Here is a 19966-nt window from a genome sequence, read left to right on the forward strand (position 1 = left end):
CGACCTCCGGCCCTGGCGCGCCAGCTGCCAGTTGCCAGCTAGCAGCTGCAAGCAGCCAGCTGCTAGCTGTGCGGCTCCGCCGACACGTCGGAGTTCGTGAGGTAGTCGTCCTGGATGAGCAGCCCGTCCTGGATGGCGCGCTTCCGGAGGGCGACCTTCGTGCCGACATCGATGCCGAGCACGCGGTACTTCTCCCTGATGCGCTTCAGGTAGCTCTTCGCGGTCTCCTCGGAGATGCTGAGCTGCTCGGCGACCTGCTTGACCGGCTCGCCCCCACCGTAGAGAGCCATCACGCGCCGCTCCTGGGCGCTCAGCTTGGGGGAGCCGTTGACCTCCTGTGCGCTGAGCGCCAGGTCGAGTTCGCTCGAGATGAACGGTTCGCCCTTCGCGGCCGAGCGGATCGCCTCGACGATCATGTCGGCCTCCTCGCTCTTCACGAGGTAGCCGAGGGCTCCGGCCGCGAGGGCCTCACGCACTACGACGGGCTCCGAGTAGGTGCTCATCAGCACCGTCTTCACTCCGGCGGACTTGAGGGCCCGCAGCTTGACCGAGATCGGCAGGTTGTCCTTCAGGTCGAGGTCGAGCAGCACGACGTCGACGGGGAACTCGGGGTTCGTCAGCAGGTCGGGCCACGTGGTGACGGCGGCGACCATGTTGATGTCGCTCGCGGCACCGCGGATCCACTCTGTGAGAGCTCCGAGGAGCATGCGGTGGTCATCGACAATCGCCAATCGGATGTTCTCATGCGTCGTCGTCATGGTCGGGCCTTCCCACTGCATCGCTCGGAGGGTTCTACGATTCGGGGGAATGCACCTCGGCGGTGATCCGGATGTCGGTCACGCCGTTCCTGCTGCTCTCCGAGTGCTGCCCCACCCGATCCAGCGCCCCCCAGATCGTCACATCGAAGCGTCGGCGGGGAATGCCGGCGATCGAAATGTTCATCGGAATCCCCATCATATCGCTAGGGACCCCCCGGTCGGGGTCCAGTACAGGGCCGATCGTCACGGTGATGGCGGGTTGCTGGCGGGTGGGCGCTGCGGCGATGAGCCAGACGGCCGAGAGGAAGCCCTCGCGCTGGTCGGCTTCGAGGTAGCCGGCCAGTCCGTCGGGGTCGACCAGGGTCACGGTGGGGCGGAGCACATCCGAACCGTCGACGGCGTGCTGCAGCCACGTCTGCAGGCGGTCCTCGATGAGCCGGCGGCGCAGCTCGTTCGCCAGTGACGATGCGGCGGAGGCCTGTCCGGCATCCAGCGGCAGCGGGATGCGCCCCGACGCGACATCCGAGAGCAACTCTTCAGCACTCCTGTCGAGGCGCACCAGCTCGTCGGAGCCGAGGATGCCCACAGCGTACCGCGGCGAGGACAGGGTGCTCTCGACCAGCGTCCGGTCGAGCTCCCTGTCGATGAAGCGGGTGAACGACTTGACGATGAGGATCGCGATCAGCGTGGGTGCGATGGCCGCGACGATCACTTCGATCTGGGGCCGGCTGGCCACGGGGTCTTCACCCACACCGACGATGGTCACGGAGAGCAGGAAGACGACCAGTACCACGGTGGCCAGGATGAGTTGGTTCAGCGGCCGGTAGGCCACCAGCGCGAGCAGGGTCGCGCCCGCGCCCACGATGACCGTCACCTCCGGAGTGGACTCCGTGAAGCCGTGCGTCGACACCAGATCGAGAACCACCGCCGCGGCCACGAGCAGCAGCACTCCGATGAAGGCCGGTGTCGGCAGCCGGCCGCCCTTGCTGTTGGCGATGATGCAGCCCAGGGCCATCGCGGCGGCGACCAGGGCCCAGGCCCCCGCCGTCAGCCACGGATTCGTGTAGGAGCCCCAGTTCAGGGCGAAGACGGCGATTCCCCGGATGCTCAGCAGGATGCCTGCGACGATGGCGCCGATCCCGAGGTACCCGATGCCGATGCGGGAGTCGGTCGCCATGTCGCGCCGCAGCGATTCGATCGCTTCGGGGCCGAGCGTGCGGGCGCGCACCAGCCGGGTGAGCAGGCCCATCCCCTGGTCGTCGGCCTCGAGCCCCGGGCCTGCGCCCTGTGCCGGGCGGGTGGGATCGCTCATCGGGGAACCTCGAGCACGACGGTCGTCCCGGCACCGGGCGCAGAGAAGATGCGGGTGGTGCCCCCGACGTCCCTGATGCGCGCGACGACCGACTCGGCCAGGCCGAGCCGAGCCGGGTCGACCCCGTCCGTCTCGAATCCGACGCCCGAGTCCGTGACCATTGCGCGCACTCCACCCGCGTCCTGGGTGATCGTCACGTCTGCTTCGTCCACCTGGGCGTGCCTCCTGACGTTCTCGAGGCACTCGCCGAGGGAGAGCAGGAAGGCGCTCCGCACGTGCGGGGGCAGTGTGACATCGCCATCGCCGTGCCAGTGCACCTGGAGTCCGCGCCGTTTGAAGCGCTGCTGCAGCGCCTTGATGCTCTGCGTGACCGGTGGGGCCTGGTCGGTGCGGAGGTTGTAGGTTCCGGATGACCGGGGTATCGGTGTCTCGCCGTGGCGGAGCTGGCGCAGCAGAACGGCGTCGTCGCTGGCCTGCACGCGGAGGGCGTCGGGATCCACTCCCCGGCCGGAGTGCGCGAGCAGGGTCAGGGTCGCGAGCACGGTGTCGTGCAGGAGCCGGGCGCTCCGCCGGCGTTGCGCTTCGAGTTCGCTCGCCCACCGCTCAGCACGGTGCACGGCGCCGAGCCGGGCGATCCGGTCACGGGCGCGTCGCACACTGTCGGTGATCCAGATTCCGACGATGACGTTCACCGTCCAGCTGACGAGGAAGATCGCGAGGGCCTGCACGGCCTCATCGGAGGTCATCGACGACAGCGCGATCGTCAGGTTGACGAGGAACGCGGCGGCCAGGTAGAACCGTCCGGAGAGCGACCCCTGCAGAACGATCGCCAGCGCCCCGATCCCGCCACCGGAGACGAGCAGGAGCGCGCTCAGAACGGCGGCATGATCGACCACAACACTGCCGAGGAGAGCGCCGACCGCCAGGCCGGCCACCGTGACCACCACGATCCAGAGGGTGGCCGACGAGCGCCCGATCATCACGTACCCGGCGAGCATCACCGCATAGAGCGGGAGTCCGAGAGCGAGGACGTGTCCAGGGATCCCCCCGGCGATCAGCAGGCAGACCAGCGAGGAGAGGGTGAAGACCCAGCCCTCCACCCACGCAGCGGTTCGCAACAGTGGTTCCTGGCGCCTGATCACACTCGTGATCCTATCTTCGCCGGCAGCGTCAGAGCGCGAGGAGCCGGCGCAGTTCCCGGCTCACCAGCTCGTCTTCGATGAGGAACCCGTCGTGTCCGAACCGTGAGGAGATCACCGTCGCGTCGTCCCCGTCGATGTTGCCGGGGATGTGCCGGGCGATGACCTGCTGGTCCTCCACCGGGAAGAGTCGGTCGCTGTCGATGCCTATCACGAGCGAGACGGCGCTGACCGTCCGGAGCGCCTCGACGACTCCGCCCCGTCCGCGCCCGACGTCGTGCGAACTCATCGCCTCGACCAGCGTGATGTAGGCATTCGCGTCGAACCGGCGGGTGAACTTGTTGCCGTGGAAGTCGAGGTACGACTCCACCGCGAACCGTCCGCCCCGCCCGAGCGGGCTGATGCCGCTCTGCCAGCTGCGTTCGAACCGGTCGTTCAGCTCGGTGGGGCTCCGGTAGTTCAGCAGGGCCATCCGCCGGGCGAGGGCCAGGCCGGAGTGCGGTCCCTCCCCGTCTGTGGCGTTGTAGTAGCTGCCGTCGTGGAAGAGCGGATCCGCCCGGATCGCTTCGATCTGCACCGAGTTGAGCGCGATCTGGTCAGCGCTCGAGATCGGCGGGGCAGCGATCATGGCGAGCTTCTCGGAGAGAGCCGGGAACATGGCGCCCCACTCCAGCACCTGCATTCCGCCCATCGATCCGCCGACGATCGCGGCCCAGCGCCGGATGCCGAGCTGGCGCATCACCCGCTCCTGCGCCGTGACCTGGTCGCGGATGCTGGTGAACGGGAACCGGCTGCCCCATTCCTCCCCGTCAGGCGCGATCGAGGCGGGACCTGTCGAGCCCTGGCAGCTGCCCAGCATGTTGGGTGCGACCACGAAGAACCGGTCGGTGTCGATCGCGAGTCCGGGCCCCACGATCCCGCCCCACCAGCCGGCTGTCGGATGCCCGGGCTCGGCCGGTCCCGCCAGGTGGCTGTCTCCCGTGAGGGCGTGCGCCACGAGCACCGCATTGTCGGCGGCCCCGTTCAGCGTTCCGAACGTCTCGAAGGCGATCCGGGCATCCGGAACCGTGCCGCCGGCCTCGAACGTGATGTCGCCGATGTGCGCGAACTGCCGGCGCCCCACCGGGTCGCCGTCCCGCCAGGCCCCGGTCGCCGGCGGCTTGCCGAGGATCGACCGGATCTGCGCGTCGGTGATGAAATCGCTCGGAACGGTGTCTTCGGGTATCTGCCAGTCCATGGTGATTCCATTCTGGCCAACGAAAGGAGGGCCCCGGCGTTTGTTACGCCGAGGCCCTCCTTGTACAGGGAACTTACAGCGCGTTTGCGCGCGCGACCTCGCGGGCCGCAGCGAGGCCCGCGGCCAGGTCGGCCTTGATGTCCTCGATGTTCTCGAGCCCGACCGAGAGGCGCACGAGTCCCGGGGTTACGCCCGAGGTCAGCTGCTGCTCAGGCGTGAGCTGCGAGTGCGTCGTCGACGCCGGGTGGATGACCAGCGAACGCACATCGCCGATGTTGGCCAGGTGCGAGAAGAGCGTCAGCGAGTTGACCAGCGCACGGCCCGCGTCCACACCGCCCTTCAGCTCGAACGAGAGAACGGCGCCGACACCCTTGGGGGCGTACCGGTTGGCGGCCTCGTACCAGGGGCTGGACGGCAGCCCCGCGTAGTACACCGTGGCGACGTCGTCGTGGTTGTCGAGCCACTCGGCGACCTCCTGGGCGTTCTGCACGTGGCGCTCGATGCGGAGCGACAGCGTCTCGATGCCCTGGATGAGCTGCCATGCGCTCGCCGGGGCGATCGAGGACCCGAGGTCGCGGAGCAGCTGCACGCGCGCCTTGATGATGTAGGCGATGCCGTCGCCGAGCGCCTCGGTGTACGTGACGCCGTGGTATGACTCGTCGGGCGTGGTGAGCCCGGGGAACTTCGCCGCGTTCTCCGACCATTTGAACGTCCCGCCGTCGACGAGCACGCCGCCGATGACGGTGCCGTGGCCGCCGAGGAACTTCGTCGCCGAGTGCACGATGATGTCGGCTCCGTGCTCGAACGGGCGGATCAGGTACGGCGTCGCGATCGTGTTGTCGACGATCAGCGGCACCCCGTTGTCGTGCGCCACGTCGGCCACGAGCCGGATGTCGAGGATGTTGATCTTCGGGTTGCCGATGGTCTCGGCGAAGAACAGCTTCGTGTTCGGGCGCACCGCGCGCTGCCACTCCTCGGAGTCGTCCTGGTTCTCGACGAAGGTCACGTCGATGCCGAGCTTCTTGAGGGTGTACTTGAAGAGGTTGTAGGTGCCGCCGTAGATCGAAGCGCTCGACACGATGTGGTCGCCGGCCTGGGCGATGTTCAGCACAGCGAAGGTCTCGGCGGCCTGGCCGGAGGCGACCAGCAGCGCTGCTGTTCCGCCCTCCAGAGCCGCGACGCGCTCCTCGACGACGTTCTGGGTCGGGTTCTGGATGCGCGTGTAGATGTTGCCGAACTCGGCCAGCGCGAAGAGGTTCTTGGCGTGGTCGGCGTTGTTGAACACGTACGACGTCGTCTGGTAGATCGGCGTGGCGCGGGCATTGGTCACGGGGTCGGGCGCGGCGCCCGAATGGATCTGCTTGGTCTCGAACTGCCAGTCGGCGTTGTCTGTCATCGGAATCGTCCTTTGGGTCGGTACGGCAAGACTAGGGAGGGGTGCCCGGCCGGTCAACGCCCGGGGAAACACGGGGTAACGTGATGCGCAAACCTCTCTCGAAAGGCTCCGCAATGGGCATCCAGAATCGTCGCGCCGTCGTCACCGGAGCAAGCTCGGGGATCGGGGCCGCGACCGTGCGGCTGCTCCGCGCCCACGGCTGGGACGTGGTGGGGGTCGCCCGCCGCGAAGACCGGCTGAAGGCGCTCGCCGAGGAGACGGGCGCGACCTACTTCGTGGCCGACCTGCTGAAGCAGGACGACGTGGATGCCCTGGCCGCCCACCTCGCCGAAACCGGCGGAGTGAGCACCCTCATCAACAACGCCGGCGGCGCGGTCGGCATGGATTCTGTCGAAGCGAGCCCGATCGCCGACTGGGAGTGGATGTTCGAGGTCAACGTCATCGCGGTCAAACGGGTGATCACGGCACTGCTGCCTCTTCTCCGTGCCTCGGTCGCGGGTGCCCCGACGGGCACGGCGGTGGCCGACATCCTCACCGTCTCCTCGACCGCGGGACACTTCGCCTACGCGGGCGGAGGCGGGTACAACGCCGCGAAGTTCGCTGTCACCTCCCTCTCCGAAGTGCTGCGGCTGGAGCTCAGCGGTGAGCCGATCCGGGTGCTCGAGATCGCGCCCGGGATGGTGAAGACCGAGGAGTTCTCGCTCAACCGGTTCGGCGGCGACACGGCCAAGGCGGAGGCCGTGTACGCGAATGTGCCCGACCCGCTGACCGCAGGCGACGTGGCGACCACGATCGTCACCATGGTCGAGATGGCCCCGCACATCAGCCTGGACCTGGTCATCATCAAGCCGGTGGCGCAGTCGGCCGTCTACAAGGTGCACCGGGGCCCCCTCGAAGTGAAGCAGTAGCGGGCGATTGCCGGTACCGTTGTCGGATGGCCGAGAGCGAACACACGACAGTGACCGGGACCCCCGTCGACGGGGCAGAGACGACACCGGAACGAGAGGTGCTCGGCTGGCTCGAGTTCGGTGAGGCCTCCCGGGTGCTGGCGACGAGCGTGCTCGAGAGCGGGTTCGTTCCCGACTTCGTCGTGGCGATCGCGCGCGGCGGCCTGCTGCCGGCCGGCGCGCTGGCCTACGCCACCGGCACCAAGAGCTGCGGCAGCCTGAACGTGGAGTTCTACACCGACGTCGAGACGACGCTGCCCGAGCCGATCATCCTGCCGCCGATGATGGACAACACCGCCCTGATCGGCAAGAACATCCTGCTGGTCGACGACGTCGCCGACTCCGGCCGTACCCTCGCTCTCGTGGTCGGCCTGCTGGAGCGCGTCGGTGTCATCGTGAAGACGGCCACGCTCTACTCGAAGCCGCGCTCGGTGATCGAGCCCGACTTCTACTGGAAGAAGACCGACCGGTGGATCGTCTTCCCGTGGTCGGCGCACCCGCCGGTGACTGTATGATCGGCGGCGCACTGTGAGTATCCATCTCGTCGGCGGTGGCTGGCCGATGGTCGACGACGGTGCCGTGTACCGGGAGTTCCTCTCCGAAGCCGCGGAGCGGGCGCTGCAGGCGGGCCGACTCGACGGGCCCCGGATCGCCTTCATCCTGGTGCGGGACGGTGACGGCCTCGAGAAGTATGCGGAACTGATCGCGGCCCTCGCCACCGTCACCGAACTCCAGCCCGTTCCGATTCTCGCGCCGGAGGGTGTCGCCATCGACGCAGCCGGCCTGGCCGACGTCGACGGAATCCTGGTCTGGGGCGGTCTCACCCCCGCCTACCGTGACAGCATCGCGCCGGCCTTCGGCGAGATCCGGCGCCAGGTCGCGGCAGGCGTTCCCTACCTCGGCTTCTCGGCCGGAGCTGCGATCGCCGCCGACCGCGCGATCCTCGGCGGCTGGACGATCGGTGACGTGCCGGTCTGCCCAGAAGAAGCGTCCGAGGAGCTCGACGAGGTGACGGTCGGGGAGGGCCTCGGCCTGATCGACCTCGCCGTCGACGTGCACGCTGCGCAGTGGGGAACGCTCGCCCGGCTCATCGCGGCGACCGAGGCCGGGCTCACCGACGGCGGTATCGCCATCGACGAGCACACCGTGCTGATCGTCGGCGACGGCCCGCTCCGCGTGGTCGGCCGGGGGAGCATCTGGACGGTCACAGACGACGACGGCAGCGTGCGGGTCGCGACGATGGGGGAGAGCTGACCGGGGTGCCTCCGGCATCGGCCGGCGCAGGCCCTGACGCCGCTTTGGACTTCTCCCTCGATGCGCTCGTCGCCTCGGGCCGGATGGATGCGGGCTGGGCCGAGGCGCTCGCACCGGCGGCCGACACCCTCGCCGAACTGGCCGAGTTCCTCGACGAGGAGGTCGTTGCAGGCCGGGGGTTCCTCCCCGCCGGCGCCCTCGTGCTGCGCGCGTTCGGCCAGCCGCTCAGAGACGTGCGGGTGCTGATCGTCGGCCAGGACCCGTACCCCACCCCCGGGCATCCGATCGGCCTCTCGTTCGCGACCTCGCGAGCCGTGCGGCCGCTGCCCCGGAGCCTGTCGAACATCTACCGCGAGCTGACCGACGACCTCGGAGTGGCCGCTCCTGAGCACGGCGACCTGACCGGCTGGAGCGAGAGCGGCGTCATGCTGCTGAACAGGGTGCTCACGGTGCAGCCCGGCTTGGCGGGATCGCACCGCGGCCGTGGCTGGGAGGCCGTCACCGAGCTCGCGATCCGGGCGCTGGTCGCCCGCGGCACCCCGTTGGTCGCGATTCTCTGGGGGAAGGATGCCGCCAGGCTCCGCCCGCTTCTCGGTTCGGCGACGGTCATCGAATCTGCGCATCCGAGTCCGCTCTCGGCCCGGCGGGGCTTCTTCGGGTCGCGCCCGTTCAGCCGGGCGAATGCGGCCCTGGTCGAGCGTGGCGTCAAGCCGGTCGACTGGGCCCTGACCGGGCACGCGCCCACCCTCTAGGCTTCAGGCATGCTCGAAGAGGAATACCAGCCGCGGAGGAAGCTCCCGGCGAATCTGCGCCCGCCGGTCCCGCCGGAGCCGGTCTTCGAATACACGATCCGCCCTGCGGTCGCAGCGGACATGCCCTACGTGCGGGAGATCTACAACCACTACGTCGCCAACACCGTCGTCACGCTCGATGAAGACGCGATGACGCTGAAGGAGTGGAAGACGAAGTTCGCCTGGCTCTCGAAGCTCGACATGCCGTTCCTGGTGGCGATCTCGGGCAGCGACCAGGTCATCGGCTTCGCCTACGTGTCGCCGTGGAAGCAGAAGGCCGCCTACCGCCGTACCGTCGAGGACAGCATCTACCTCGGGCCCGCAGCAACCGGCAAGGGGCTCGGAAAGGCGCTGCTCAAACAGCTCCTGGCCGACTCGAAGGCAGCGAAGATCAAGGAAGTGCTCGCCGTCGTGGTGGACAAGGGCGCCGAGGGGTCGATCCGCCTGCACGAGAGCTTCGGTTTCAAGGAGGTCGGCCGGCTCGGCAAGGTGGGGTTCAAGTTCAACCGCTGGCTCGGAACGGTGCTGCTGCAGAAGCACCTCAAGTGACGTGCGCGCGCTATTCGCCGACAGCCCCGTCGAGCAGTTCGCGCAGCACATCGATGTGACCGAGGTGCCGCGCCGTCTCCTCGATGAGGTGGATCAGGATCCAGCGCAGGCTGAACCTGTGGTCGCGACCGGCCGAGAGGTCGTCGAGCGCGAACCGCGCCGCCACCGCGCGGGACTCGGCGCAGGCGAGCTCGTAGTCGGCGATGATCTCCGCGAGCGAATCGGCGGCTGTCACCCGGAACTCGCCGTCGGGATCGTCGTCGGTCCACCGCGCCGGCACGTCCTTCTCGCCGGCCAGAACGTCACGGAACCAGCTGCGTTCGACATCGGCGAGGTGTCGGATCAGCCCCGAGACCGTCGTGATCGACGGCAGGAGCTGCCTCGCGGCATCGGCATCGCTCAGCCCCGTCGCCTTCCAGACGACGGAGGCCCGCTGCCAGTCGAGGAAACCGTCGAGGCTCTCGCGTTCGGGGCCGTGCTCCGGCGCTTCGGGGCGCACGATCTCGGGGAGGGTGCCGGTGCGGGGCGCGCTGGTGCCCGTGCTGTGAACCGCGCCGGGGTGGGGCTCGTCGCTCTGCACCTCTCCGTTCGGCACCTCCCCGTTCGGTACCTCGCTGTTCGGCAACTCCGTGTTCGTCATCCCCCCAGCGTAGGGTCGCTAGGCTCGGAACATGGCAGAGCTGCATGATCTCAGCGCCCTCGAACAGTGGCGTCTGCTCCAGCGGGGCGACATCGGGGTGGTCGAGCTCACCGACCACTATCTCGCCCGCATCGAGCGGCTGAATCCGATTATCGGAGCCTTCCATGAGGTGACAGCAGAGCGGGCCAGGGAGCGCGCCCGCCACGTGGAGGAGCACGTCCCGCGCACGACCACGCTCTGGGGGCTGCCTTTCGGCGACAAGGACCTGGTGCGGCGGGCGGGCGTGCGCACCACCTTCGGCAGCCTACTGTTCGAGAACTTCGAGCCCGACGTCTCCGACGAGGCCGCTCTCGACCTCGACGCTGCCGGGGGAGTGAGCCTCGGCAAGACCGCGACGCCCGAATACGGCCTGTCGGGCTACACCGAGAACCGGGTCTTCCCGCCCGCCCGCAATCCCTATGACCTGGCGCTCGGCCCCGGGGGGTCCAGCGGCGGTGCCGCCGTGGCGGTGGCAGCGGGCCTGCTGCCGTTCGCGCCCGGCTCCGACGGGGGTGGCTCGATCCGCATCCCCGCTGGGGCGACCGGGCTCGTCGGGCTGAAGCCGTCGCGCGGTCGGGTTCCGTCCGGCTCCGGGATCGGCTCTCTCGCGGGTCTTCCGGTCGGCGGTCCGCTGGCGCGGTCGGTGGCGGATGCCGCACTGCTCTTCGATGGACTGATCAGCCCGAACGGCGCTCCCCAGCGCCAGCCCTACGCGCTCCGGGCGCCGGAGAACACCGACGGTCCGTTCCTCGGGGCGGCGATCCGTGGAGAGGGACGTTTCCAGCTCGGGGTGATGCTCGACTCGCCCTGGGACGAGGCCTACGAGATCCGCCTCGACCCAGAGGTCCGGGAGACGTTCGACCAGACCGTCGACCTGCTGCAGACGCTCGGCCACGGCACCGAGACGCTGCGATTCGAGCCGTCCCCCGAGTACCCTCCGGCGTTCCGCACGATCTGGCAGGCGGGAGCTGCGTCGATCCCGGCCGACGCGTCGACCGAGCACCTCCTCGAGCCTCTCACGCGCTGGCTGATGCACCGCGGTCGGTCGCTCGGCGCAGGAGACCTCGCCTCCGCGCTGGCCACTCTGTCGGCGTTCGAGAAGTCGGTCATCCGACAGTTCGCCGGGTTCGACGCCATCGTGACCCCCACCCTCGCGCTACCACCGCGGCCGGTGGGCTGGTTCGACCCCGATGATGCCGAACGGAACTTCGAACAGCAGGTGCAGTACGCCCCGTTCAGTTCGTTCGTGAATGTCAGCGGTCTGCCGGCGATCACCCTGCCGGTGGGGGAGACGGCGTCGCATCTCCCGCTCGGCGTGCAGCTCATCGGGCGCCCGGGCGGGGAGGCGACGCTCCTCTCGATCGCCAGGCAACTCGAACGGAGACTTCGCTGGGAACTCGTCCACCCACCTGTCTGGTAGCTTGCAGACGGGGTTAGGTAAGCCTATGCTTATGACAAATGAGCGTACTGACGAATGGCCCCGAAGCACTGGCTGCCGTGGCGGCACTGTCCGCCCCGAAGACCGTCTCGGTGCGGAGCGGTCGCCCGGCGGCCGGCGGGCGCATCCTGCTGGCGGCCGACGAGACATCCCTCGACGCCCTGGTCGTCATGATCGGCACACTCTCCGACTCGGCTCGCGGCCAGGTGTTCGTCGAGGTCGCCTCGGCAGACGAGATAACCCTGCTGCAGACGCCCGACCTGGTCACCGTCGCCTGGCTCACCCGCGAGAGCCGCAGCGGCAACCCGGGTACGTCGAGGCGCTGCGCCCACGGCCAGGCCCTCGAGCGTGCAGTCACGGCGTGGGTCAGCGAGATGTGCACCGGCGACGCCGAGCGTGACGGCGGCGAACTGACGGCATGGGTCGAAGGCTCCGGAACCCGCATCTACGAACTCCGCCAGACCCTCATCGAGACGCTCGGCGCGAGCGCTCCGTCTGAGTCTTCTCACGCAGCCTGAGTTGTCTCACGCAGCCTGAGTCTTCTGACGCAGCCTGAGTTGTCTCACGCCGTCGCAGCCTCCGACACGCTCCACAGCCGCGCCGCCAGTGCCGTGTCCCTGGCGCCTGCCGAAGTGCGGCCGTTGGGCCTGAACCCGTCGAAGTAGGTTCCACTCGGGGAGCCGGTCTGCTCGACCGACGCGAGGTGGATGAGTCCTGCAGCACCCTCCTCGGGACTCGACCCCAGGTTGCCGTTGCCCGCGAGGTGCGCCACCTTCATCAGCCCGGTGTCGGCCGCGAACGAGCTCGCGACGAAACCGGGATGGAAGGCGTACGACTCGATCCCGGTGCCCGCCGTTCGCCGGGCGAGCTCGACCGTGAACAGGATGTTCGCGAGTTTCGCCGCGCAGTAGGCCGGCCAGCCACCGAGCCACAGGCGGTTCCGGAAATCGAGGTCGCCCGGTCGTACCCGCCCGAAAACGTTGGCCGCCGAGGCCGTCTGGATGATGCGCACCGGCGACGACGCCGCATTCTCGACGAGTCGCGGCAGGAGCAGGCCCGTCAGGAGGAACGGTGACAGGTGGTTCGACTGGATCGTGCGTTCGTGACCGTCCGCGGTCAGGGCTCGTCTCTTCACCAGGCCGCCGGCGTTGTTAGCCAGCACGTCGATCCGTTCGTAGCGGCTGAGCAGGGCATCCGCCAGCTCCCGGATGTCGGCGAACCGGTCGAAGTCGGCGAGGAACGCGGTGCCGCCGATCTGGTCGGCGACCTTCCGGGTGCGCTCGGGGTTCCGCCCGACGACGGCGACCTCGGCCCCCCGCGCGGCCAACGCGGTGGCGGCCGCTCGACCGATGCCCGAGCTTCCACCTGTGACCACGACGGTCTTGCCGGTCAGGTCACGCGCCGAGGATGTCTCCTCCGGACCATCGCCGATCGCTGGCCCGGCCATCAGCGGTACCCGCCCGCTTCGAGCCCGGCTTCGACCTCGAAGCGGTTCTTCAGAGGATCGGTTCCCGCCAGGAAGTAGACGAGCGGAAAGGTGAGTCCGTACTTCTTCCACTGCTGGCGGTGCAACTGCTCGTGTTCGAGCACCCGTGCCCCCGCATTCTCGTCGGTGAGGTAGACCCCGCCGATGCAGCTGCCACCGCGGGAGAACGCCCAGGTGGGTACCCCGGTGAACACGAAGAGCCCCTCGATGCGGCGGATCCGGCCGGTGCTGAGCACCGCCCCCCAGACGACACCGACGAGGGTCGCATAGAGGTAGCCGGCCCGCGCCAGCGGAGGGGAGAGCAGAACCGGCCGGAGCACGGCCGCCAGGATACGGAGCAGCACGGGTCAGTGGCTCGACGCGTCGCGGCCGTAGGTCTCGAGCAGTCGCAGCCAGACCTCGCTGAGGGTGGGGTACGAGGGGACCGCGTGCCAGAGCCGGTTCAGTGGCACCTCACCGACAACCGCCACGGTCGCGGAGTGCAGGAGGTCCGCGACATCCTGACCGACGAACGTGACGCCCAGCACGACCTGGCGCTTCTCGTCGACCACCATCTTCGCCCGGCCGGAATAACCGTCTGCCGTCACGCTGGCGCCGGCAACCCAGCTGATGTCGTACTCGACGCACTTCACCGTGTAGCCGGCCTTCTTCGCTGCGGCCTCGGTCAGGCCCACGGAGGCGACCTCCGGGTCGGTGAACGTGACCTGCGGAACCGCCTCGTGGTCGGCCGTGGCGACGTGCGCACCCCACGGGCCGGTCGAGAGCGGCTTGCCGAGCGCACGGGCCACGATGACGTCGCCGGCCGCGCGGGCCTGGTACTTGCCCTGGTGCGTGAGGAGCGCCCGGTGGTTGACGTCGCCGGTCGCGTACAGCCAGTCGCCGTCGAGTGCACCGTTGTCACCGGGGGTGACGAGCAGGGTGTCGTCGACCTCGAGCCAGCTGTGCGCCTCGAGGCCGATCGTCTCGAGCCCGAGGTCGCCGGTGTTGGGCACGCGCCCGGTGGCGACCAGCAGTTCGTCGACCACGAGCTCGCTGCCGTCGTCGAGGGTCAGGGTGACCGCCCCGCCGCTGCCGTCGCGGCTCACCGTGGTCGCGGAGACGCCGATCTTCACGTCGGCACCGAGCTCGACGAGCGCATCCCTCACCATCTCACCGGCGAACGGCTCCTGGTTGCTGAGCAGTCCGCTCCGCGAGAGCACCGTGACCTTCGAACCGAGGGTCGCGTAGGCGGTCGCCATCTCGGCCCCCACGACACCGCCGCCCATGATGGCGAGCCGGGCCGGGATCGACTGCGAGGAGGTGGCCTCGCGGCTGGTCCACGGAGCGGAGTCCGCGAGCCCCGGGATGTCGGGCAGCAGTGCGGCGGAGCCCGTCGAGACCACGATGGCGTGGCGGGCGGTGAGCTGCGAGACGTTCCCCTGGGCATCCGTCACAGACAGGGTCTTCACGCCGGTGAACCGGGCATGCCCGCGCACCAGGGTGATGCCGGCACCCGCGACCCACTCGGCCTGGCTGTCATCCTGGTAGTCGTTGACCGTCTTGTTGCGGCGGGCCAGCACAGCCTGCACGTCGATCTCGCCGGTGATGGCCTCGCGGGCCCCGGGAACCTTCTTCGCCGCCCTCAGCACCGCACCGCTCCGGAGCAGCGCCTTCGAGGGCATGCAGGCCCAGTAGGAGCACTCGCCGCCCACGAGTTCGGCCTCGACCAGAGCGGTGCTGAGCCCGCCCTGCGCTGCGCGATCCGCCACGTTCTCGCCGACGGCACCGGCACCGATCACAATCACGTCGAAAGTGGTCCCGGGCGACGTGGTCTCGGGCGACGTGGACTCGGAGGAGGTGCTTTCCGAGGAGGAGGCCGATGATGACATGGGGGGATCCTTTCAGCGTGCCGACACAGTGCCAGGGCGTCGTGCGGGTTGTTGCTTCAGACTAGCCGCGCCGTCTGGTCAACGTCCCACGAACACCGGGGGCTTGCGTGTGAGGAAGGCCTCCATGCCGATCCGGGAGTCCTCGCTGCCCGCCAGCGCGACCAGGGCAGGCTGGAGCGCGGCCTCGGCGGCCGCGTCACCGTCGCGCACCGCCGTGCGCGCGTTCCCGAGGGTCGCCTGCACCGCGAGCGGGGCTTGCGCGGCCACCCGCTCGGCGAGGGCGAGGGCGCGGTCGAACTGCTGCCCGTCGGGTACGACCTCCTGCACCAACCCGATCCGGTGCGCCTCCCGGGCATCGAACACGTCGCCGGTGAGCATCCAGCGCATCGCGTTCCCCCAGCCGGCCGCCCGCGGGAAGCGCAGGGTCGCCCCGCCGAACGGCAGGATGCCCCGGGTGACCTCGAGCTGCCCGAACTGCGTCGACTCGGCCGCCACCGAGATGTCGGCTGCGAGCATGAGTTCGATCCCGAGGGTGAAACAGGTGCCCTGCACGGCGACCACGACCGGTTTCGTGAGCTGCTGGCCGTCCACCTGCCAGGGGTGGATGCCGCCCTCGGACACGAAGTCGAGGCCGCCGCCTGCGGTGTCGCCGCCAGTGTCGGTGGCGCTGCCCGCTGTGTCGGTGCCCGTGCCGCTGCCCGCGCCGCGCGGTGCGCCGCCGCCGATCCGCGGGCCGATGTCGGCCAGGTCGAGCCCCGCCGTGAAGTGGTCGCCGACCGCATACACCAGCCCGACCCGCAGCTCCGCATCACGCTCCAGCTCGCCGTAGGCGGCCGCCAGCTCCTGCAGCATCAGAAAATCGGCGGCATTCCGCTTCTCGGGGCGGTTCAGGCCCATCAGCAGCACGTGGCCCCGGCGTTCGACGATGATGCGCGTATCCATCCTGCGATGCTAGCCGCCCTCCCGGCCCCCCTCCCTGCGATCCCGTCCCCACCTACATCGAGTGGGCAGTTTGGGCCCCAACCGCGGCATTTTGGGGCCCAAACTGCCCACTCGATGGAGGTCCGGGGGAGCGGCGGGGGCTAGAGGGTGCGGGTTAGGGCGGAGATGACGCGCAGCACGGCAGACAGGTCGTCGGATGCCGCGTCGGGGCTCGAGGGCGCGAATTGGGTGATGCCCGCCCCCGACAGCGGGAAGCGCTGCCGTACCGCCACGATGTTCGCCACGAGGGTCGCCATGCTGGCCCCGAACGGCTCCGGATAACTGAGCGCGGCGATCTCCGCCGGATCGAGCACATCGAGGTCGACATGCAGGTACACCTCGGTCGCGCCGGTGCCTTCGAGGGCGGCCACGAGTGCCGTGCCGTCGCCCAGCTCGTCGACCGGCACCCACGGGATGCCCATCCGGGTGATGAACTCCTCTTCGTCGTCGTCGACCGAGCGCACGCCCGCGAGCACCACCCGCGTGGCATCGAGCGTCTCGTCGATGACCGGCACGAGCAGTTCGGGGCCGTCGCCGAGCAGCGTGCGGAGCACCATCCCCGAGAAGGCGCCGGGCACGGGGGATCCGGGTGTCATCAGGTCGGCGTGGGCATCCAGCCACACCACCGCCAGGGTGCCGCCGTTCCGGGCCGCTCGACCCATCGCCGCTCCGATCGGTGCGAGCTCGACGCCGCAGTCACCACCGATCGTCACGACGATCCCAGGTGCTTCGTCGCCCTGCCGGGCATCCGGAGCCGTGACAGCCGCCAGGGCAATCTCGACGGAGTCCCTAACGCTCATGATCGCGCTCACCCGGGCGACCCCGCTGTCGAGGCTCTCGCCGGCGCCGAGCGGCACCTCCACGCGCCTCGTGACCGCCTGCGGCAGGTCGCCGTGGATGGCGTCGGCACCATCGATCAACTGCATGGCACGGGATGAACCCGAGCCCTGCCATTCGGGAACGATCAGAAACGTTGCGGGCACGAAACCAGTGTGGCACGGCCGTACTGTTTCGCTTCGTTACAGTTCGGTTGCCGCATCCCGGTCGTCTGGGTTTGACTGGTGCCAGACAGCACGGCTGGGGCGCATCGCGCAGCCGCACGACAGCATGGCAGGAGGCGGACGGATGACCGGCAGGAGCCCGCGCACCGACCAGCGTCGTGACAACCGCACCGACAACCGCCCCGACCAGCGCCCCCACCTCGCCGTCGTCGAGGTGACGCGCTTCCGTCCGCGCGAGGCCGCCTACCACGCCTACGTCGACACCCTCAACTCGCGGGTGGTCGCCGAAGCGGAGGCGCTCGGCTTCCGGGTCACCCGCACCGGGGCCGCGGATGTCGGCACCGCCCAGCTGCTCGCGATCACCGACTCGGCCGATGCCGTCGTCATTATGGGTGGCGAGGACATCGCCCCCCGCTTCTACGCCGGCGCGGAGCGGTACCCCGGCCAGGGCCAGCACTTCGAGACGGCCGATGAAGGCCAGCTCGCGCTCGTGCGCCGGGCCTACACCCGTGGCACGCCCCTCCTCGGGATCTGCCGCGGCCACCAGATCATCAACGTCGCCTTCGGCGGCACCCTGCAGCAGGACATCGGCGACTATACGATCCACAAGAACCTCGGTGCGCCGATCCCGCAGCTGATGGCCGGGCATCCGGTGCACCTCGACGCCGACAGTGTGCTGGCGCGCACTCTAGGATCTCAGCAGATCGTCGTGCAGAGCGCCCACCACCAGGCGATCGACAGAGTGGGCGGTGGACTTGCAGCCGTCGGCACGGCGCCCGATGGTTCTGTCGAGGCGGTCGAGCACGTGTCTGCGCCGATCACCGGCGTGCAGTTCCACCCTGAGGATCCGGGTGCGCCCGAGGGCCAGCTCGCTGCGTTGGTCGCCGGTCTCGCCGAGGTCGTGCGCGAGCGAACGGGATCCGTGCGCCTCAGCGCGTGACTCTCGCGGCGTCGAACCCGCGGCTGCGCCTCAGCGCGTGATCGAGCCGATCTGTCCGGTACCGGCCAGGAAGGCCGAGACGGGCGTACGGTTCGCCTTGTCGTGGTCGGCCTCGCGGGAGATGCGCCCGACCATGAGGGCGACGGGCAGCGAGACGACCAGCCAGGCGATGAGCACGACGGCTGTGACGATGATGACGGAAACCATTTCGTACTCCTTACAGGTCGATCTATGGATGAGATCCCTGCGGCGAACGAACAGTCTGACCCGACGCTGGGACATGTGGTACGTCTCTCAATCTAGGGCCTCGGATCCGCGTGTTGCCGCGACCTCCACCATTTCGCCCGGCGTGTCGCGGAATCGTCGGGCAGGATTGTCAGATCGCGTTCCGATGACCCCAAACGGGGGGCAATCAGGCGCAGTCCCCGACCTGAAGCTCCGTCGACGGGCGGTCCGCTTCATCCGGAGACACGGCGCGGTAGTTGCCCAGGACGACGATCTCCCACCGCCCGGGGGCGATGTCGGCTGACGTCGAAACAGGGTAGAAGGCGGTGTTGCCGTGCATCACGATGTGCGCAGTGCCCGATTCGTCGGCTCGTCCGTAGCCGGCGAACCCGTAGCTCTGGACACCGTCCGTCTGCCGGGACTTCACGACGACGTACTCGCCGGAAACAAGTCCCGTCAGCTCCACCGGCAGCCCGACCGCTTCACCGACGAGATCAACCGACGTTATGCACGCCGGGGCGGTGACTGTTACGAGGTTCTCCGGCAGATAGACGATCGGGAGCGGTTCGCTCAGGGCAATGGCCTCCGCGAACCCCGCTGTCGACGAATCAGACTCGGGCCCGCCGGCAGGGTCGACGCGAACATACGTGCCGAGAACGAAGCCGCTCTCGAGGCTGTCGGTGAAGTTCTCGGGAAAGGCGTCCGGAATCCAGCTGACCGTCGCACCGCCCTCGGCGTCAGTCGTGAACGCGATCGGTGAGCTGAAGGCAGAGAAGTAGCCGTCGGGGGTCTTCGACTCCCCCCGGTAGCGCGCATCGGTGCTCACCGAATAGTCGGTGTTCGGTGTGAGCCCCGAGACATCCGCTGTCAGTCCGTCACCCCAGCTCGGCGCCGTGAAGGTCGTGGTCGTCGCCACGGACACGGTCGGGACGGCAGGCTCGGGCGCCACAGGCGGAACAGATGCGGTCGCCGTCGGCATGGCCGTGACGGTGGGCGTCGGTGTCGTTGTAGCGGTGGGAGTCGGAGTGGCGACGGGAAAGACCTGCGGACCGAAACCCAGGGCCAGTGCACCGCCGGCAGCGCCGATTCCGAGGACGAGCAGCCCTGCCACGATCACCGCGCCCAACCGGAAGCGCCTCCGCGGTACCGGTGTCGCCTCGGGCAACACTCCTGGCAGCTCTGCAGACTGTTCGGCGCGGGGCCCTGCTGCCGCAAGCACATTCGCGGTCATCCTGGCGACCAGATCGTCCAGTTCATCACCGCCCGGAGGCTCATTCCTCATTGTCGGTCACCGCCTTCCGAAGTCTGCCCCGAGATCGCGACACTCGCTGTCGAACGGCGCCCACACTCAGACCGAGTTCCTCGGCGGCCTCGGCGTAGCTCCGGCCCTCCAGGAGGCAGAGTTCGGTCACGCGTCGGTCGAGGGGGGTCAGCTGTGCGATCTCCTCCCGCACCCAGCGCAGTCGTTCGCGAGCCGCCCCGTCGTGGTCGGTGACCAAGAGGTCGTCCGGCAGTTCCTCGGTCGAATGGCGGTAGCGGGACCGGTTCAGGTTCATCGAGAGGTACCGGCAGGTCGCAAGAAGCCACGGCAGCAGCGAGTCATCCACCAGGTCGATGGTCTCCGCCTTTCGCCAACAGGTCAGGAACGTGTCCTGAACGACCTCTTCCGCGTCGGCAGCGCTCCCGACCAGCGCCCAGGCATACCGGGTCACCGGTCGTGCGTGGCGCGCGAGAATGGCCGCCAGCGAGCCGCGGTCGCCTGCGACCGAACCCGCGAGCAGCTCGCGGTCCGAAACATCCACCCCGGTCATCCGTGCACCCCCCTCATACCAAGGATGTCCGAGCATCGCAGATAATCACATCTCTGCCGAAATGGATGTCGATTGCCGTCCCGTCCGTACCCGCGTCACGAGCCCTCTACGGGGATGCCGAGCGGATGGCTACGCTCGTCGCCCCGTGACCCTG

At 69.0% G+C, this 19966-nt stretch carries 22 protein-coding genes; 8 read left to right on the plus strand and 14 right to left on the minus strand.

Going from position 1 to position 19966, the window contains the following annotated elements:
• Positions 1-62 precede the first annotated feature (62 nt).
• From FB464_RS03880 to FB464_RS03900, 5 genes are all read right to left on the minus strand, one after another.
• Positions 63-758: a response regulator transcription factor gene (locus FB464_RS03880; RefSeq protein ID WP_116416609.1), complete on the minus strand. Its 696-nt coding sequence runs from the start codon at positions 756-758 to the stop codon at positions 63-65.
• Positions 759-792: 34 nt separating this feature from the next.
• Positions 793-2070 (minus strand): hypothetical protein, encoded by a 1278-nt coding sequence (locus FB464_RS03885; RefSeq protein ID WP_116415019.1) that lies wholly within the window; start codon positions 2068-2070, stop codon positions 793-795.
• Entirely contained in the window at positions 2067-3188 is a 1122-nt protein-coding gene (locus FB464_RS03890) for a sensor histidine kinase (RefSeq protein WP_246092918.1), read from the minus strand. The genes FB464_RS03885 and FB464_RS03890 overlap by 4 nt, the downstream gene beginning before the upstream one ends.
• A gap of 52 nt (positions 3189-3240) precedes the next feature.
• Positions 3241-4446: a homoserine O-acetyltransferase MetX gene (gene metX, locus FB464_RS03895; RefSeq protein ID WP_116415017.1), complete on the minus strand. Its 1206-nt coding sequence runs from the start codon at positions 4444-4446 to the stop codon at positions 3241-3243.
• 73 nt (positions 4447-4519) lie between these two features.
• The gene (locus FB464_RS03900) at positions 4520-5842 is read right to left on the minus strand and encodes a bifunctional o-acetylhomoserine/o-acetylserine sulfhydrylase (protein ID WP_116415016.1); all 1323 of its coding nucleotides are present in this window, start codon (positions 5840-5842) and stop codon (positions 4520-4522) included.
• Positions 5843-5955: 113 nt separating this feature from the next.
• Between FB464_RS03900 and FB464_RS03905 the strand changes: the two genes are divergently transcribed.
• The 5 genes from FB464_RS03905 (at position 5956) to FB464_RS03925 (ending at position 9383) form a co-directional block, all read left to right on the plus strand.
• On the plus strand, positions 5956-6750 hold the full coding sequence (locus FB464_RS03905; protein ID WP_116415015.1) for an SDR family oxidoreductase: 795 nt from the start codon (positions 5956-5958) through the stop codon (positions 6748-6750).
• A 26-nt stretch (positions 6751-6776) separates the two neighbouring features.
• Positions 6777-7304, plus strand: coding sequence for a phosphoribosyltransferase (locus tag FB464_RS03910; protein WP_116415014.1), 528 nt, complete (start codon positions 6777-6779; stop codon positions 7302-7304).
• Positions 7305-7317: 13 nt separating this feature from the next.
• Positions 7318-8043, plus strand: coding sequence for a type 1 glutamine amidotransferase family protein (locus FB464_RS03915; protein ID WP_116415013.1), 726 nt, complete (start codon positions 7318-7320; stop codon positions 8041-8043).
• An 83-nt stretch (positions 8044-8126) separates the two neighbouring features.
• A complete protein-coding gene (locus FB464_RS03920) occupies positions 8127-8795 on the plus strand; it encodes a uracil-DNA glycosylase (protein ID WP_116416608.1) in 669 nt (222 codons plus the stop codon).
• A gap of 9 nt (positions 8796-8804) precedes the next feature.
• Positions 8805-9383, plus strand: a complete 579-nt coding sequence (locus FB464_RS03925) for a GNAT family N-acetyltransferase (RefSeq protein WP_116415012.1) — start codon at positions 8805-8807, stop codon at positions 9381-9383.
• Between the two features lie 10 nt (positions 9384-9393).
• On the opposite strand, the gene FB464_RS03930 is transcribed toward FB464_RS03925, so the two are convergent.
• Positions 9394-10023, minus strand: a complete 630-nt coding sequence (locus FB464_RS03930) for a DinB family protein (protein WP_116415011.1) — start codon at positions 10021-10023, stop codon at positions 9394-9396.
• Between the two features lie 31 nt (positions 10024-10054).
• Here FB464_RS03930 and FB464_RS03935 point away from each other — a divergent pair, with 31 nt between their 5' ends.
• On the plus strand, positions 10055-11482 hold the full coding sequence (locus FB464_RS03935) for an amidase (RefSeq protein ID WP_116415010.1): 1428 nt from the start codon (positions 10055-10057) through the stop codon (positions 11480-11482).
• 38 nt (positions 11483-11520) lie between these two features.
• A complete protein-coding gene (locus tag FB464_RS03940; RefSeq protein ID WP_116415009.1) occupies positions 11521-12018 on the plus strand; it encodes an SIP domain-containing protein in 498 nt (165 codons plus the stop codon).
• A 44-nt stretch (positions 12019-12062) separates the two neighbouring features.
• Here FB464_RS03940 and FB464_RS03945 read toward each other — a convergent pair whose 3' ends face one another.
• From FB464_RS03945 to FB464_RS03965, 5 genes are all read right to left on the minus strand, one after another.
• The gene (locus tag FB464_RS03945; RefSeq protein WP_116415008.1) at positions 12063-12947 is read right to left on the minus strand and encodes an SDR family NAD(P)-dependent oxidoreductase; all 885 of its coding nucleotides are present in this window, start codon (positions 12945-12947) and stop codon (positions 12063-12065) included.
• Positions 12947-13330 (minus strand): Fe-S oxidoreductase, encoded by a 384-nt coding sequence (locus FB464_RS03950; RefSeq protein WP_246092919.1) that lies wholly within the window; start codon positions 13328-13330, stop codon positions 12947-12949. The genes FB464_RS03945 and FB464_RS03950 overlap by 1 nt, the downstream gene beginning before the upstream one ends.
• 3 nt (positions 13331-13333) lie before the next feature.
• Complete coding sequence (locus tag FB464_RS03955) at positions 13334-14854, minus strand: dihydrolipoyl dehydrogenase family protein (protein ID WP_116415007.1); 1521 nt, start codon at positions 14852-14854, stop codon at positions 13334-13336.
• A gap of 78 nt (positions 14855-14932) precedes the next feature.
• Positions 14933-15796, minus strand: coding sequence for a crotonase/enoyl-CoA hydratase family protein (locus FB464_RS03960; protein ID WP_116415006.1), 864 nt, complete (start codon positions 15794-15796; stop codon positions 14933-14935).
• Positions 15797-15936: 140 nt separating this feature from the next.
• On the minus strand, positions 15937-16818 hold the full coding sequence (locus FB464_RS03965; protein WP_246092920.1) for an arginase family protein: 882 nt from the start codon (positions 16816-16818) through the stop codon (positions 15937-15939).
• A 142-nt stretch (positions 16819-16960) separates the two neighbouring features.
• On the opposite strand from FB464_RS03965, the gene FB464_RS03970 reads away from it, so the two are divergent.
• Entirely contained in the window at positions 16961-17776 is an 816-nt protein-coding gene (locus tag FB464_RS03970; RefSeq protein WP_116415004.1) for a gamma-glutamyl-gamma-aminobutyrate hydrolase family protein, read from the plus strand.
• Between the two features lie 30 nt (positions 17777-17806).
• Here the strand turns inward: FB464_RS03970 and FB464_RS19695 are convergent, their stop codons facing one another.
• The 3 genes from FB464_RS19695 to FB464_RS03985 all read right to left on the minus strand — a co-directional run bounded on the left by FB464_RS19695 (position 17807) and on the right by FB464_RS03985 (position 19812).
• Positions 17807-17983 (minus strand): hypothetical protein, encoded by a 177-nt coding sequence (locus FB464_RS19695; RefSeq protein ID WP_170151919.1) that lies wholly within the window; start codon positions 17981-17983, stop codon positions 17807-17809.
• A 205-nt stretch (positions 17984-18188) separates the two neighbouring features.
• Complete coding sequence (locus tag FB464_RS03975; protein WP_170151918.1) at positions 18189-19283, minus strand: hypothetical protein; 1095 nt, start codon at positions 19281-19283, stop codon at positions 18189-18191.
• Positions 19273-19812 carry an RNA polymerase sigma factor gene (locus FB464_RS03985; RefSeq protein WP_116415001.1) on the minus strand — a complete coding sequence of 180 codons (540 nt, stop codon included), beginning with the start codon at positions 19810-19812 and terminating at the stop codon, positions 19273-19275. Before FB464_RS03985 ends, FB464_RS03975 begins: the two co-directional genes overlap by 11 nt.
• Between the last annotated feature and the right edge of the window lie 154 nt (positions 19813-19966).

The organism is Subtercola boreus (assembly GCF_006716115.1).
GTDB lineage: Bacteria > Actinomycetota > Actinomycetes > Actinomycetales > Microbacteriaceae > Subtercola > Subtercola boreus.